14 protein-coding genes and 1 pseudogene are annotated in these 14,683 nt (G+C 49.0%); 10 read left to right on the plus strand and 5 right to left on the minus strand.

The features are described 5' to 3' along the window. Positions 1-4: 4 nt before the first annotated feature. Positions 5-912: pseudogene (locus RC74_RS22000) on the plus strand (IS3 family transposase); the annotation flags it as partial. A gap of 283 nt (positions 913-1,195) precedes the next feature. Here RC74_RS22000 and RC74_RS21300 read toward each other — a convergent pair. Then, on the minus strand, positions 1,196-1,501 hold the full coding sequence (locus tag RC74_RS21300) for a hypothetical protein (protein ID WP_039003166.1): 306 nt from the start codon (positions 1,499-1,501) through the stop codon (positions 1,196-1,198). A 485-nt stretch (positions 1,502-1,986) separates the two neighbouring features. Here RC74_RS21300 and RC74_RS21305 point away from each other — a divergent pair, with 485 nt between their 5' ends. After that, on the plus strand, positions 1,987-2,556 hold the full coding sequence (locus tag RC74_RS21305) for a recombinase family protein (RefSeq protein ID WP_236940101.1): 570 nt from the start codon (positions 1,987-1,989) through the stop codon (positions 2,554-2,556). Then, positions 2,553-3,317, plus strand: a complete 765-nt coding sequence (locus RC74_RS21310; RefSeq protein WP_062628419.1) for an abortive infection family protein — start codon at positions 2,553-2,555, stop codon at positions 3,315-3,317. The genes RC74_RS21305 and RC74_RS21310 overlap by 4 nt, the downstream gene beginning before the upstream one ends. A gap of 396 nt (positions 3,318-3,713) precedes the next feature. Here RC74_RS21310 and RC74_RS21315 read toward each other — a convergent pair whose 3' ends face one another. Next, positions 3,714-4,898, minus strand: a complete 1,185-nt coding sequence (locus RC74_RS21315; protein ID WP_039000065.1) for an FAD-dependent oxidoreductase — start codon at positions 4,896-4,898, stop codon at positions 3,714-3,716. A gap of 1,193 nt (positions 4,899-6,091) precedes the next feature. Between RC74_RS21315 and RC74_RS21325 the strand changes: the two genes are divergently transcribed. Continuing rightward, the gene (locus RC74_RS21325) at positions 6,092-6,790 is read left to right on the plus strand and encodes a hypothetical protein (protein WP_039000080.1); all 699 of its coding nucleotides are present in this window, start codon (positions 6,092-6,094) and stop codon (positions 6,788-6,790) included. A 90-nt stretch (positions 6,791-6,880) separates the two neighbouring features. Here the strand turns inward: RC74_RS21325 and RC74_RS21330 are convergent, their stop codons facing one another. Beyond that, the gene (locus tag RC74_RS21330) at positions 6,881-7,231 is read right to left on the minus strand and encodes a hypothetical protein (RefSeq protein ID WP_039000079.1); all 351 of its coding nucleotides are present in this window, start codon (positions 7,229-7,231) and stop codon (positions 6,881-6,883) included. Next, positions 7,228-8,040, minus strand: coding sequence for a class D beta-lactamase (gene blaOXA / locus RC74_RS21335; RefSeq protein ID WP_052274570.1), 813 nt, complete (start codon positions 8,038-8,040; stop codon positions 7,228-7,230). Before blaOXA ends, RC74_RS21330 begins: the two co-directional genes overlap by 4 nt. Positions 8,041-8,668: 628 nt before the next feature. On the opposite strand from blaOXA, the gene RC74_RS21340 reads away from it, so the two are divergent. Then, a complete protein-coding gene (locus tag RC74_RS21340; RefSeq protein WP_052274569.1) occupies positions 8,669-9,367 on the plus strand; it encodes a glutathione S-transferase family protein in 699 nt (232 codons plus the stop codon). A gap of 336 nt (positions 9,368-9,703) precedes the next feature. Here the strand turns inward: RC74_RS21340 and RC74_RS21345 are convergent, their stop codons facing one another. Further along, positions 9,704-10,231: a hypothetical protein gene (locus tag RC74_RS21345; protein WP_039000078.1), complete on the minus strand. Its 528-nt coding sequence runs from the start codon at positions 10,229-10,231 to the stop codon at positions 9,704-9,706. A gap of 295 nt (positions 10,232-10,526) precedes the next feature. On the opposite strand from RC74_RS21345, the gene RC74_RS21350 reads away from it, so the two are divergent. The 5 genes from RC74_RS21350 (at position 10,527) to RC74_RS21375 (ending at position 14,467) form a co-directional block, all read left to right on the plus strand. Beyond that, on the plus strand, positions 10,527-10,763 hold the full coding sequence (locus RC74_RS21350) for a hypothetical protein (protein WP_039000077.1): 237 nt from the start codon (positions 10,527-10,529) through the stop codon (positions 10,761-10,763). 677 nt (positions 10,764-11,440) lie between these two features. After that, on the plus strand, positions 11,441-11,983 hold the full coding sequence (locus RC74_RS21355) for a hypothetical protein (protein ID WP_062628420.1): 543 nt from the start codon (positions 11,441-11,443) through the stop codon (positions 11,981-11,983). A 32-nt stretch (positions 11,984-12,015) separates the two neighbouring features. Further along, positions 12,016-13,151, plus strand: a protein-coding gene (locus RC74_RS21365) for an IS3 family transposase (protein WP_156477579.1) whose coding sequence is annotated in 2 segments (ribosomal slippage) — positions 12,016-12,283 and positions 12,283-13,151 — 1,137 coding nt in all. Because the reading frame shifts where the segments join, the coding sequence is not laid out codon by codon here. Between the two features lie 61 nt (positions 13,152-13,212). Beyond that, on the plus strand, positions 13,213-13,482 hold the full coding sequence (locus RC74_RS21370) for an acyl carrier protein (protein ID WP_218918150.1): 270 nt from the start codon (positions 13,213-13,215) through the stop codon (positions 13,480-13,482). 385 nt (positions 13,483-13,867) lie between these two features. Then, positions 13,868-14,467 (plus strand): recombinase family protein, encoded by a 600-nt coding sequence (locus tag RC74_RS21375; protein ID WP_039000070.1) that lies wholly within the window; start codon positions 13,868-13,870, stop codon positions 14,465-14,467. Positions 14,468-14,683 lie beyond the last annotated feature (216 nt).

Genomic DNA, 14,683 nt, shown 5'->3' on the forward strand with positions numbered 1-14,683 from the left:
CAAGATTGGTCAACTGGTGGTGGAGCGGGATTTTTTGAAACGCGCCTGGGATCGTTGAGCAAGGATCGCAGGCGGATGTGCATTGAGAGAGATCGCCCGAAGATCAGTTTGCGGCGGCAATGCCAGATGTTGTCGCTGCCGCGCTCGATTCTGTATTATCAACCGAAAGGTGAAAGTGCCGAAAATCTGCGCTTCATGAAATTGATCGACAAGCAGTTCTTGGAAACACCATGGTACGGATCACGTCAGATGGCGCGTTACATGCAGCGGCAGGGCCATGAATGTGGCCGCCATCGTGTACGTCGATTGATGCGGCTCATGCGTTTGGTGCCAATCTACCAGACGCCAAACACCAGCAAGAAACATCCACAGCATAAGATTTACCCATATCTTCTGAGGAAATTGACAATTGATCGGTCAAATCAAGTCTGGTGTGTCGACATTACTTACATCCCTATGCACCGTGGGTTTCTGTATCTGGTGGCGATTATGGACTGGCACAGTCGCAAGGTTTTGAGCTGGCGTTTATCGAACAGTATGGAAGCGGATTTTTGCGTCGAAGCCCTGAACGAGGCCATCGCCAAATACGGTAAGCCCAAGATCATGAATAGCGATCAAGGCAGCCAGTTCACCGGCTTTGAATGGACACAGGCGCTGAAAGATGCCGACGTGGAAATATCCATGGATGGTAAGGGCCGCTGGGTCGACAACCGCATGATCGAGCGGCTCTGGCGGTCCCTGAAATATGAATGCATTTACCTGAACGCATTTGAAAACGGTTCAGAAACACGCGCCGGGATTGGAAAGTGGATGGCGTACTACAACGCAGAACGCCCACATTCCACGCACGGAATCTTGACCCCAGATGAAGCCTATGACAGAAAAACAGAACCAATGAGATCGGCAGCCTAAATGAAACCCTGATCCACCTTAAACTGGCTGCGAACTGGTCGAAAAAGCAGGACCACCTCTAACCCCAGCTGAGAAGTTCGCCCAGTGTGTTGCGTCGATCAGTTGAGCCCGCCGCGGAAAACGGACCTTCGCTGCAAAATACACTAAGGTCAGCATTGCGGACGAAGCTGACCTTGCCAGCTTCCAATTCAATGTCCGCTTTTGCACCCGCCGCCGATCCGGTGAGCTAAATTATGCTAAGTTAACTTTTTGATGACGCGCAACAACTTCTTATTAGGAAGGATCAAGGCGTTTTTATTCCGCCGTACATCCAATCACAAAACGCTTTTTGATTCTCTTGGTGAATCTCACACTCATAAGCATTTCCACCTTCTGCGAAGCACCTCTCTCTAAGTTCCCATGCTGTCCTCAAGCATTTTTCCCAGCCTGTCGGACCGTCACCCCCTAAAAGTTTCATTAACCCGAATACAGATTCAGCTCTTAGCTCTTGTGTTTGCTTCTGGTATTCTTGGAAATTTGGCAATTTCGAAGAGTCCGCGTAGACGTTTGATCCCATAAAGAGGGTTGCCAAAAATATGAATATTTTCATGATTTTTCCTTATAATATAAAAATATCTCGAAATCAGATTAACAACATCAGTGAACAATATTTCAAAAAACATTGGAAGCCGTTTGTTTGATCTCTCACCCGCGCTCCCTTCAAACGTGTATCACATCAGGCCCGTAACATGATGTTCAAATCTGGTTCTTGTACGAGCACCGTTCAGTCTTCAGTTGAGAAAAGTGTTTGGTATGAGGTGAATTTTCCCCAAAGTGTAACAAGTAAACGACCGTTAACTTAATACGCTCTACTACCCACAGCCGACCTTCGTGCAGCTTGCAGCATCAGTCAAGAATGGGCTCTTTGCCGACTTTCGCTGCGCAACCTACCAACGACCGCTTTCGGAAAAACCACCCTCGCCCGTTGTCTCCCAAAAACGCTCGTTTTTGGCACCCCCTGCTCTACACACGGAAAATCAACCAGTTAGCCGTTCCAAAAACCTATGACAAAACACTTTGAGTTTTGGAGGGTTTTTGGCATCATGGGGCATGATTATAGGATATGCTCGCGTTTCGACCGCAGAACAGAACCTGCACGCCCAGATTGATTCCTTGAATGTAGTGGGCGCGGGGCGGATATTTTCGGAGACTGTAAGCGGTGCGAAGGCCAAGCGGCCAGAGCTTGAAAAGTTGCTAGACCAGCTTCGTGACGGCGACATCGTTATCGTGACCAAGTATGATCGTCTTGCTCGTTCCTTGCGCGATCTTCTCGACATTGTGGAGGCCATCAAAGAGCGTGGCGCGGGTTTCCGTTCCTTGGCGGAGGACATTGACACCACCACGCACGCAGGAGAGCTTATTTTCCACGTCTTTGCATCCATCGCCCATTTTGAGCGCCGCAGGATAGCAGAGCGTACCCGCGAAGGTTTGGCCGCAGCCCGCAAGCGTGGCCGCATCGGTGGTCGTCCCCCTGCCCTATCGCCTGATCAAAAAGCTGAGGTGATCCGTATGCGCGACGAAGAACGCCGCCCACTTCGAGAGATTGCCAGCTTGTTCAAGGTTAGCATACAGACAGTGCGAAGGATTGAGGGTTTGAGTAAATGAGTGGATTTGACGACATACCAGACGATGTCACTGAACGTGTGGAAATGGCGGAAGGCATTTTGACTTCACGCGCAACAGGTGGCGCAGGCGACAACGGCGTTTATGCCTTCTTGCGTCGTGAGTTGATGGCTGACCCCGTTATTCGCGATCTGCTGCCCAAGTTTGTGCGGACATACCGAAGCCTTGATGCATTCTGGCCGTTCATAAAGAACGAAGCCCCATCCTATGCGGAGCGCCGTGAGATTATCGGCAGAGCTTTCACGCCGTTGATGGATCATTTGGAAGGACGTAACAGCTCACCCGCTGATAAACCGTCCTCTGACATACTGGAGGTCTTCGATGCAGATGGTGTTCATGCTGTTTGGGCAAAAGCGCTTGAGCGGCGTAACTCTGATCCAGAGGGCGCTATCACGGTTGCGCGTACCCTGCTTGAGACTGTGACAAAGCGCATCCTTGATGAGCTGGGAGAAACTTACTCTGACAAATCCGATCTTCCAAAACTGTATGCATCCGCTGCAAAGGCTTTGAACCTTGCGCCCAGCCAACACACGGAAGAGCCGATCAAAGCTATTTTAGGTGGTGCTATGAATCTTGTGAGTGGAATAGGCACTTTGAGAAACCGCTTATCGGACTCCCATGGACGCGGTGGCAGACTACCCGTAAAGCCTTCGCCGCGCCACGCGAGCCTTGCCGTCAACACGGCCGGCGCAGTTGCTACGTTCCTTGTTGAAACGTTCTTGGAGAGACAGAAGGCTGAATGATTTCTGTTTTAACACCCCTTAGACGATGTTCGCGCTTTATTATAGATGGGGGCTTCAGTCTGGTGTTTTACCAGATTACCCCACTTTCTACTTACTGTAGTATTACCATAGTATTACTACAGTGCATAACCGCCTCGCCTGTGTCCGAAAATTGGAGTGATGGGCCAGCGTGTTCAACCTGAAAGGCGCGTTACATAACAGGTTTTAGGCGCTTTAGTTCAATGGGGGTTTCAGCGACATCTTGCCATACCCCTTCTGAGTAACGGGGCGATTTACAGTTACGGATCAGCCACTGGCTCCACGGTTTGTTACACGGACTATGTGAGCCTCCGGTTTCTCAAGCTTTGCGTCCACGGCACTAATTGCAACGATATTGCGGTGCTTGGGCCAATCTATTTACATTGGAGGCAGCCCACGCATCGGGTTGATCATGGTTCCCTTTACTAGGCTGCTTAAAACTTTGGGCGCTGGTGGTATTCTACTGAGAGGGCCCAAAACGTAATCTCGCAGAATTGGTAAAGCACGATTGTTGGATTGATACATTGGAGTGAAGGCCCAACTCATCGCTTGATATGCATTCGTGTGTCGCCTGCGGGCTTTGGTGTATTTTGATAACGCTTGATCCAGCGGGAACGCCTTCAGACATTTCATCAAGGCGGCGGCATCCAATAACGCCATATTGGCACCCTGCCCCAATTGCGGACTCGCACGATGCGCGGCATCGCCTATGTGGAGAATGCGGTCGCCAAACGGTTTTCGCAGGCTGCCGTGGGAATAAACCGCAGGCGTCATTTGGCTGTGATCGGTAATTTGAGCCGTAAAGGGCGCCAACTCCGGCCAAAGGTTGGTGGCTTCTGCGCGCCATTCTTCGATTGGACTATTTTGCCATTGCTCAATTTTGGTACGGGGAACTGACCAAAACAACGCAGCTTTTCTCCTGTTCTCACCGGGCATCGTTCCAATCGGCAAAACCCCAATCATATTGGATGCACGACGATAGCGTTGTTGCAGGCAATCGTATTGCAAGACGCAATCATCTGGCCAGTCTACGGTCGCCCAAATTGCGCCATAGTGCAACGATTTCGAGATTAGCGGACTGACAGGAGAGCCAACGCCCATTGTGTCGATCACGAGATCAAATGGCCCGACAGATGTACCATTTTCAAAGGTCAAAAATCGACCTTGGTCGTTAACATCTGTGGAAACCACGCGATGTTTCCCCGTGACTTTGATCCCCTCGGCTTCTGCAACTTCCATCAAAGCGCCAAACAAACTGGCACGATGAATACCCAAGCCGAAATTCTCACCACCTTTTTCGCCGTAGGAAACATCTAAAACCAGACGGCCGCTTTTGGCCTCATGTCCGAGCATGCGAAACCCTTTGGCTCCTTTAGCTAAAGCGGCCTTTGCGGCACCCAATTGCTCTAAAACACGCAACCCAACCGGCTGGATAACCAGTCCGGACCCCACCGGTTTAGGCACTTCAAATTGATCGAACAGCGCCACATTAAATCCCAGTCTTTGGGCAAAAATCGCGGCGGAAATTCCACCAATTCCACAGCCACAAATCGCAATATTCATCTAATAACCTTAACTATTTTTCGCCAAACATAGCTGGGTCAAATACTTAGGCAAGGATCAAAATGTCTCATTGGCAGCCTTGAGGCACTAGACGTCTTAGGGTTTGAATGACCGTTTTCTATAACCCCGCTGCGGCATAACGAGATTATGTCGAACGGCAGGTTAGCGGTATGAGTTCACGGCATAGGCTTTGTGGCGCCGTATGAAGAGTGCAAAATGGGTTTAGGAACTTTCAAATTGGACCACTCAAATGGGGCTGCTGGCTTGCCCTGCATGCGAGCATTATGTGCCGTTACACCACGATAATGCGCCACTCGCTTGACTACTTTGGCTCCTTCGGTTTTTCTGGGGGTATCAATTGGCACGCGCACCCTGTTGTAGAAGCATTTGCGAATTTTTTGTATGATGCCAAAGTTGCGCTTGGAATTGCTATTGCGCCTCTTTCTTTGCACGTCGAACCGCTTCTCAAAGGGGCTCACGATGATAATCTAAACATCGAGGCCATCCACTAAAGATGGATGCAGGGCAAATGACCCATCGAAAAGGTCTCTAGAATTGAGCTGCAAGTGACAAACTGGGTTACTTTCTCATCACCTTTTACCTACCGGTGTGCGCAGCGGCGCACAGGTTGGAGTGGTCGGGATTGTATTCGTTGGCGTCGATCCCGTTGTTACATCTAGAGCATTCGCAAGCCACGCTCTCGCCTCATGAAAAGCAAACGCTAACCACCCAACTTGAGGTCACATTAACAGGTGCAACTGACAACTTAAATTGCGTGAGGTCCTATTCACAAAGACGCGGTAGGCCATCAGAAAACCAGCAGCGTCATTATGAAATTTTGTTTAGCAAAGGTTTTAACCATTCTGAAAAGGCCTTAACAGTCGGACTTGAGCTCGGCTTTTCGGGGGAGACGATGGCGACCGGCATCGACTTTGCCCGCTGCTCGGGCATCACTTCAACAAGGGTTCGGCATCAAACCCCTGATAGGTCGCGTTTTAGGCCTAACACAGTTGATACTGCGACATTTACAGAAGAAAGTAAGGTAGTGCCTTATTAGCAAAGCATTTCGATTTATGGGCCGAATTTCAATTGCAGGGGGCCAGAAAGCACGCATACACAAAGTTGCAGGCACCTGACCAATCGAATAGTGGTCAAATGGGTGCGCACATATGACTAACGCATGGAATTAAAATATGAGTCTACGGAAAATCTCATTCTCCTTTTCGACGGCAATTGTTTTTTTCGCCGCACTTTCATTCGATGCCGTTGCTCAAGAGGCTTCCAAATCAAGTTTCATGCAAATGAATACAAGGCTCTTTGATTTGGGGGTGGATCCTGAGAGTCTCCGACGGGACCCGCATTTCATCCCGCTCAACCGTGCTGATTGGTTAGATGACATCATTGACAACGACCCAGTCTTGCACGGTACGGTCGTGCATATCCGCGTGAAGTCTCAGCCTATTACTAAACTTTGGGCGCAGTCCGGTCCTGGGTCGGTTTTCAACTATTCAGCTATTACGCCCGAAGAGTTCACATTTGATGGATATGAAGCCAGAAGTACTTCGCCAACAAGTTATGTCCAGCTATTCTATCTTCCATCTGAAGATAGCCCATCATTTTCAGCATTATGTGCCATAGATCGGGAAACAGGTTCTGCTTTCAGGTATTGCGGAGTTTTCGCAAATTACCCGCCAGATCCGAATATTTTTATCTTGGCACGCGTTTATAATCCGGGACGGTATGAAGACTTGCCATCCAGTTTCAGAGCAATTGCGGATCGAATTCGCAAAATTGCTTACTGTTTGGATGTGACCGACAGTGTACTGCAAGAGGTGCCACCATTTAAATCTCTGGAGGCGCTGCAAGGATGTTCTCCGGACATTACGTCTTGAAATTTAACCTGTGCAATGGCAGCTTTAGGGAAACGTTCAACAAACGGTCGTTTTTTGGAGTGGCTGTAAATGCCTTCTTTCTGACCAATCCTACTGGGCTTCTTCTCGGCATGTGAAGGGAACAAATGTGCTTGCCATGCCCTCATTCATTGTCATCACTGTTAGCATATTTGCCATATCGAGTTCTTCATCACTGCGAGGGCAGACTACGGTCCGTTCAGTGCACCCGGTTGCCATGAAACTATCGTTTTGCGCGATAAATTCGGCACTTACGCCTTCAGGACCGATACTGTCATATGCCCAATTCCAAGCGCTTTGATAAAGTACACATTTCTGCTCGGTCCATGTCAGGCCCTCCAAATTCACTTCATCGGCCCAAGCAATGTTTGAACTGAGATTCAGGAAAACGGAGGCCACAATTATTTGGGGATACACGTTCATTTCAAGGCCTCTGCTACGAGATCATCGAAACCACCAATAAACGTGGCGCGTGCACGCAATCCCGGCGATTCCGCGTGGCGCTGTTCGTCTTGTATCAGATGCGCAAAAACGAGTTTTGTTTCACCGCGACGCGCCCAACCGACGAACCAGCCCCAGCCTTGTGAATAGTCAAAGCGGCCAGTATCCCCACGGGGATAAGCCGTGCCTGTTTTTCCCCAAACACGCCAGCTGCCAGCGGTGTCTGTGAATTCTATGATTTCCAAGGTTCGATCAACGGCTTCCTTCGAAACAGGTAGTTCATAGCGTAGCATCCGTGATAGAAAATTGATCTGCTCACGAGGTGAGATTTGAAGGGATGAGGTCATCCACGCCCGTTCAAGGCCGTTGGTTTGCGCGAAATCGCCGCTAAAGTCGGCGTTCCCATAGCCAAAGGACGATGCATATTCCGTTAGTCTCGGTATACCCAATATCGGGGTGATCTGACGCGAGAACCAAACGACAGAGTATTTCATCCATCTCTGTGGATCAGTAGTTTGACGCCAGTTGTCACCGCCCCAGTCTGGATAGCCTTCACGGAATTGGAGGCGAGGGGTATATGCGTCCTGCAATACACCCGCATCAAACCCCATGAGTGCAAGTGAGATTTTGAATGTAGACGCTGGTGTTACACGACTGTCGCAGTCGCCATTGCGTAGCAACACTTCAACGGCCAGTTCGTCCATCACAATGGTGCAAACTTCTTTGGCCTCGGCATGAGACGTGATGACTAGACTGGCCAAAAAGGCCAAAACAAAAATAAGTCGTCTCACGGCCACGTCTCCTTAATAAGAACTTGTGCCGGATCTTTCTCCGGTTTTTTTTAGGTAATCAAGAGTATAATGAGGGTCGACCTCATCCACACATCGGCCATCCCGTTTTCCGATTGCTGGTTAAGCATGAGAACAGCATTTTAGAGTCATTTTCTTCATTGAGATTTCCCCCATCTTGGCTAAAGCCCGGGCCTTTTTCCGTCTGGGCGATCAACCTGAGGGCGCGTTACATAACGCCGCTTATAGGGCCGTTCCCGTTTTGTTACGGGCGGCCGTTTCAGCGTAGGGTTGTGGCAGTAGGATACGCAATGTAACCTGCATAACGCGGCATAAAAATTCGACCAACCAGATGTGCCAAACGCTCTCTTAGCTTAAGCGGCCATTGGCGCCCAAAAGACTGACGAAGCACATTTTATTTAAGCGCAAACGATGACTGTCGTTCGAATAGTTGATCTTTAATTTCAAGCGCAGGCGCGAAGGCGGGATTCAATACGAAACGCGCCTCCGCTCCAAGACGTGTCACCCTAATAAGTATTTGCTTCAAGTCGACGAAGGTCGGTTGAGAGCCCAATGTGACAAAACCTCTCTGCTAGTCTAACCTCAAAGTAGATTTCATCAGGAGGATACAATGCGTGCGCTTTTATTCACTACAGGGTCGCCCTTTGCGCGTGCCGTACGGATTGTTCTTGACGAACTCGGGCTTGATTTTGAACGGCGGGAAGAAATTACCACGCCAAGTGCCGAGGAGAGAGCGGCAGCGACGCCCACTCTACAAGTGCCTACGTTCTGGGATGGCGATCAAACACTATGGGAAAGTGGAACCATCGTCGAATACCTGCTCTCGACATATCGAACCCGACCGGCAACAGAACCACCCCTTGCAATGCATACATTCCGCCCCGCCAGTGAGTGGCAGGACAAACTGACATTCTCTACGATCCAAACGTTTGGGAATGCGGCAACAATTGTCTCTCAAATGAAATGGTCCGGCGTCGACGCAACGAACAATGCGCATATGAAAAGGTCTGTCGAGAAACTCTCTCACATACTTGGGTGGCTTGAGGATCAATTGAACGACACAACCGGTGGGTTCCAGCCCGATTGCGTCTCTATTCAGGACATCTTTCTTGCAGCGCACGTGCGATTTGTACAGAACAGGCCACTCGGAGTTGACCTACTGCTTGGGCAGTATCCTAAACTTGAGGCGCTGCTAAATGGGCTGGATGATCGAGCAAGCTTTAAGGCCAATCCGATTTGGTGGTGGGAGCCGGGTGTTGTCGGGTATCAGCCTGACGGAACCCCAATTTTTAAGAACAAAATTAACTGAAGTTGAAGGGCGGCTTCGTCCGCACTGTGTGAGTTCATGGGCAGCGCAGCGAATGGCCGCTTTCACAAACGTAGGTTTGTGAAATGGATACAAAATTGGCTCTCAAATAGCAAAATGGTGCGTCTTAGCCCGTGTCTCAATGTAAATTCCGCAAAGGGGTGCCCGCGTCAGGGCTAAATATTCCTTAACGTAGGATTTAACACTGAGCCGGAGCAGACCCCTAAAACCGTTCGCTTAGCGCCTCTTGCTTAGATCCAGTGGTCAGTAACTGTTTTTTGGTGCCAAATCTCGAAGGCCGTCGGCGAATATATAGCGCGTCGAAACAGCCCTGCTAGGCTATTGAACGGATATTCCTAAGAGGCTTTCAATCATTTTGGCCGGGCACCGCCAATTGGTCATAGTTTTTGCGGCCTTTTGTGTTGGCATTCGACGAAAGACATCAACCGACACAACGTTTTGCTCAAACCGAGCCAATCCGATCACGTTCTCTTCTGGCAATTCCCACAACATGAAGCCACAAACCAAAGTGTCCGAAGTCTCAGCCCACCCTGAAAAATCAACTGCGGCCAACAAATTTTCTTCTTGATAGTACATCATGCCATGAACGATATATCGCTGCGTTCTGCCCGCAGTTTCAATTACTTGGAGACGAACGCTTCGCCAATCGTCGTCAGATACGTGCGCTGCTAGTTGGTCCGTCATAAAAGCGCGTTCTGTCGCAAAATCCTCTTTCACTAATTGATCGAGGAATGTTTCTGAAACATTCGCGACAAATTGCGTTGTCTTTTCGTCAGGTTGAACTTGCGCGAGCGCAGAAACCGACAATGAAAACAACCATCCCAATGCAAAGAGTATTTTCGTCACGTTACGTTCTCCAAAACCAGTATTCACCCGGCGGCCGCATGTTTTCAATATTAAGTTGGCTATAACGGAATCAGGGCGGAAATGAGGCTGATAGTCGCTATGGTTCTCGCGGTGATTGCAAGTATAAGCGGCCTAGGCAGCATTTTTACGGAGAGAAGGCCCACTCAACGGACTTCGCGACACCGTCGCCCAAGTTAATGGCATTTCTCGAAAGAGTTCGGAACTAACCCGCGACAAAACCAGTTTTGCATTTCCTTTCTTCTATCCATATATAAATTAGGGGAGAAACTACTAAATGATGGCGGCATTTTTCGTAACATATCTTTCCGGTATTTTGTCCATGGGCATTGGCACGCATTATTACCCCAAGAATTGGGTGCTCAAGATTTTGCCATATATCCTGCTATTATTAGCGATGACATTCTATTCAATTGAAGTAGGTAAAGTTGATTTCTTAGGGGCTCTAATCCCGACAGCATTCTTTTTGGCCCTGAATATTGCCTTAGTGATATATGCGCGGTCTGAAAAATGAGTACGCTTTGCAGAATCCGGGGAGGTATACAGATCCAACTGGGGAGACCTGCCAAGTTGTTGGATCTGACAAATTTGGCAACTCGATCCTTAAGTGGCGATAGTAAACCTTTTTGTCCTTCGGGGAAGTGCCAGTCTATGCCAAAAACAGAGAGTATTAGAGAAGACTGGCCAGAGTTAGAAGCCTGTGTATAAAGTTGTCTTGAAAGTGAGCCATTACTCGACTCTAAAAGCTGGACGTCTGGGTCCCATGGGCGATGTGCCCTTATAAGTACATCTGTAAATAAGTTGTTTGGAGGGGCCATGATAACAGGCCCTTTGGTTTCTATGACTTTGGCGCCAAGCTGCCGGCGCGATTATTGTAAAAAAGTGTGTTCCATCATGTCCAAAATATTGAACCTAATTCCAGAGTTTATTCTGACGCTGGGTCTGATAGTTATTCAGCAAATATTAGAGCCGTGGCTTGGCTGGTTTAGCGTGCCTGCCGTTATTATTATTTGGTTGATAGTGAGTTATGGGATAAGAAAAGCTAGGAAAAGATTTTGTGGGCCTGAAAAAAATTAGCCCCGATTATGAATTGGAAAAAGAGTTTGCGGCCACAAGTCTCAAATCTTTTCCCATTGGTGTGAACCGCGGCTTTACTTGACTAAAAGACTCGGTGACGGCTCTGAGCCCAACTTGAATTTTTTTGGCGGTGCTGCGAACATCAACTATCGTTACAATGACCGGGTAATTTCGAGAATGAAGCAGATTTTCTACAACATTGTTGCGGTTCTTGTCGCGTCACCAGCCTTTGCTGAGGTGTGTGACAAAGACCGCCCAAGGTGGGACCCAAGCAGCGGCAGGATCAATCAGTTTGAGGAGCTATACTATTTCTTCACTTCTCCACTTGGTATAGGCCTGCTTTTTCTGATTGCAGCAACGCTTTATGTCAAAAAGCGATGGCTTTCAGTTTTATGTGCAACGTTAATTTTTCTGATTGCCGCTTTGACTACTGCAAGCTGGTTGTGGTTCGGTGATGAGATTATTCACGCAGCCCATCGAGAAGGGTGCCGCGCTGCGCCACTCTTAACAATCGCCGTGCTGGTGTTAACGTCTATCTGTCTTTTTCCGTATGGCAGGCCACGTGTTACCGAACGACTTAACACTATAGACCTTGGTGACGATTTTGATGACGTCGAGATGTTAGAGGTGGTCGCGGGAATTCGGACCAGTAGTTAAGGTGGATCAACTTTTGAAAGAGATGATCCAGAATGACGAAACGAAAGAACCATTCGCCCGATTTCAAAGCCAAGGTTGCGCTTGAAGCTATCCGTGAAGAAATGACGATGGCGGAGTTGTCAAAGAAATATGGTGTGCATCCCACGCAGATTGGGGCTTGGAAGCGAGCCGCGATTAAGAATATGGCTGCGGGGTTTTCCAAACGAGGCAGCGATCCTGCACAGGTCGACGATGCTACGATAGACAAACTTCATTCCAAGATTGGTCAACTGGTGGTGGAGCGGGATTTTTTGAAACGCGCCTGGGATCGTTGAGCAAGGATCGCAGGCGGATGTGCATTGAGAGAGATCGCCCGAAGATCAGTTTGCGGCGGCAATGCCAGATGTTGTCGCTGCCGCGCTCGATTCTGTATTATCAACCGAAAGGTGAAAGTGCCGAAAATCTGCGCTTCATGAAATTGATCGACAAGCAGTTCTTGGAAACACCATGGTACGGATCACGTCAGATGGCGCGTTACATGCAGCGGCAGGGCCATGAATGTGGCCGCCATCGTGTACGTCGATTGATGCGGCTCATGCGTTTGGTGCCAATCTACCAGACGCCAAACACCAGCAAGAAACATCCACAGCATAAGATTTACCCATATCTTCTGAGGAAATTGACAATTGATCGGTCAAATCAAGTCTGGTGTGTCGACATTACTTACATCCCTATGCACCGTGGGTTTCTGTATCTGGTGGCGATTATGGACTGGCACAGTCGCAAGGTTTTGAGCTGGCGTTTATCGAACAGTATGGAAGCGGATTTTTGCGTCGAAGCCCTGAACGAGGCCATCGCCAAATACGGTAAGCCCAAGATCATGAATAGCGATCAAGGCAGCCAGTTCACCGGCTTTGAATGGACACAGGCGCTGAAAGATGCCGACGTGGAAATATCCATGGATGGTAAGGGCCGCTGGGTCGACAACCGCATGATCGAGCGGCTCTGGCGGTCCCTGAAATATGAATGCATTTACCTGAACGCATTTGAAAACGGTTCAGAAACACGCGCCGGGATTGGAAAGTGGATGGCGTACTACAACGCAGAACGCCCACATTCCACGCACGGAATCTTGACCCCAGATGAAGCCTATGACAGAAAAACAGAACCAATGAGATCGGCAGCCTAAATGAAACCCTGATCCACCTTAAACTGGCTGCGAACTGGTCGAAAAAGCAGGACCACCTCTGTTGATGGCTGTCGAAGACATACTTGGCGTAGATATCAAAGATGGCGAAGCCGAGAAGCTTGTAACGATGGGTGACCTTTACGAGCTTGTCGGTGAAAAACTAAATTCCAAAACAGACTTCGATCCGGTTTGGGCATTGGTCTGTCAAATCGCTCGTGAACACTCCGGGTCGCGAGACCCAATAGACAAGAAGACCACATTCTTTCCGAAGTTTGCAGAAGAACGCACCGAACTTCCTAATGCTACCGGCGAGTCCGACGACCGAACTTAGGTGTGATTTCAATCGGTCGACGCATCGAGAAGTCACAACCGGTTTCCAATCAGACAAAACCTCGGAATAACACGGCTTTGAAATTTCCTTACACTAAGCCGCGGTAGGGTCCGCTGACCGACGTTTCGACCGAAAAAATGCTTCGAATCCCACTCGGCGAAATTCACGCAGGTAAATGCGAATTACCGCTGAACCAGAGAGTGATTTCGTATACAAACCTTTTGCCAAAATATTTCGTCCATTTAGGCCCTGTCTCTTATAGACAGCGATTGTGGCCCATTTCTCACATCCATTTACTGCTGTCTATTTTAAGTTTCCCTATTTTTTAATCGTTCTGCAAACTAACCCCATGCTATTTAGACAGTATAGGCAAAAAGAGTAGAATATGGCAGTTTTCGGGTACGCACGCGTTTCAACAACAGATCAAAAAGCCGGGCTGGACGAACAAGTCCGAAGGCTGAAAGAATTATGCATTGGGTCTGACGATGACATCATCGTAGAGGAGATTAGCGGGACAAATGTCGACGACCGCAAAGAGCTGGTCCGGCTGATGGGGTTCATGCGTCGCGGTGATACGCTCGTCACGACTAAGATCGACCGACTGGCCAGATCAACCAAAGATCTTCTCTCTATCTATGATGACCTGGCGGAACGAAATATCACGATCCATATTCTGGATATGAATATCGACACAAGCACGCCCACAGGCCGGATGATCATGACAATTATTGGCGCTGTCGCTGAATTCGAAGTCTCTATGATGAAAGAACGTCAGGAAGTTGGGATAGTCGCAGCCAAGGAGGCTGGTAGATATAAGGGTCGCAAACCCATCTCCGACGAGAAGAAGGAAAAAATTATCGCTGACATCAAGCGTGGCATCGGTCCGCAGATGATCTCGACACACTATAAGGTCTCTAGAGCAACAGTGTACAACATCATGAAAGAAGCCGGCGTCCATCGACCGACACTGGGGGATGATCAATGAGACAGCCCCCATTCCCACCCCCAACAGAGTTTTCACCGGAAGATATCAAGCGGGTCGGAGCTAAGACAGGGCTGTCTCAAGTTGGACTAAGTGCAGTGATTGGCAGCCGGAGCACAAAGATAACAACGATACACTTTTCGGCTGGTTATTAGCGCCCTAAAGTCACTGATTTAACCCCAAAGACACAGCGCAAGCTGGAGGGAGCCTCAGGGGGCA

The sequence above is a fragment of the Falsihalocynthiibacter arcticus genome (assembly GCF_000812665.2).
Taxonomy (GTDB): Bacteria; Pseudomonadota; Alphaproteobacteria; order Rhodobacterales; family Rhodobacteraceae; genus Falsihalocynthiibacter; species Falsihalocynthiibacter arcticus.

Coding starts and splice junctions, on each gene's coding strand:
- RC74_RS21300 (WP_039003166.1), bottom strand. CDS start 1,501: ATGAAAATATTCATATTTTTGGCAACCCTCTTTATGGGATCAAACGTC.
- RC74_RS21310 (WP_062628419.1), top strand. CDS start 2,553: ATGAGTGGATTTGACGACATACCAGACGATGTCACTGAACGTGTGGAA.
- RC74_RS21315 (WP_039000065.1), bottom strand. CDS start 4,898: ATGAATATTGCGATTTGTGGCTGTGGAATTGGTGGAATTTCCGCCGCG.
- RC74_RS21325 (WP_039000080.1), top strand. CDS start 6,092: ATGAGTCTACGGAAAATCTCATTCTCCTTTTCGACGGCAATTGTTTTT.
- RC74_RS21330 (WP_039000079.1), bottom strand. CDS start 7,231: ATGAACGTGTATCCCCAAATAATTGTGGCCTCCGTTTTCCTGAATCTC.
- RC74_RS21340 (WP_052274569.1), top strand. CDS start 8,669: ATGCGTGCGCTTTTATTCACTACAGGGTCGCCCTTTGCGCGTGCCGTA.
- RC74_RS21350 (WP_039000077.1), top strand. CDS start 10,527: ATGATGGCGGCATTTTTCGTAACATATCTTTCCGGTATTTTGTCCATG.
- RC74_RS21375 (WP_039000070.1), top strand. CDS start 13,868: ATGGCAGTTTTCGGGTACGCACGCGTTTCAACAACAGATCAAAAAGCC.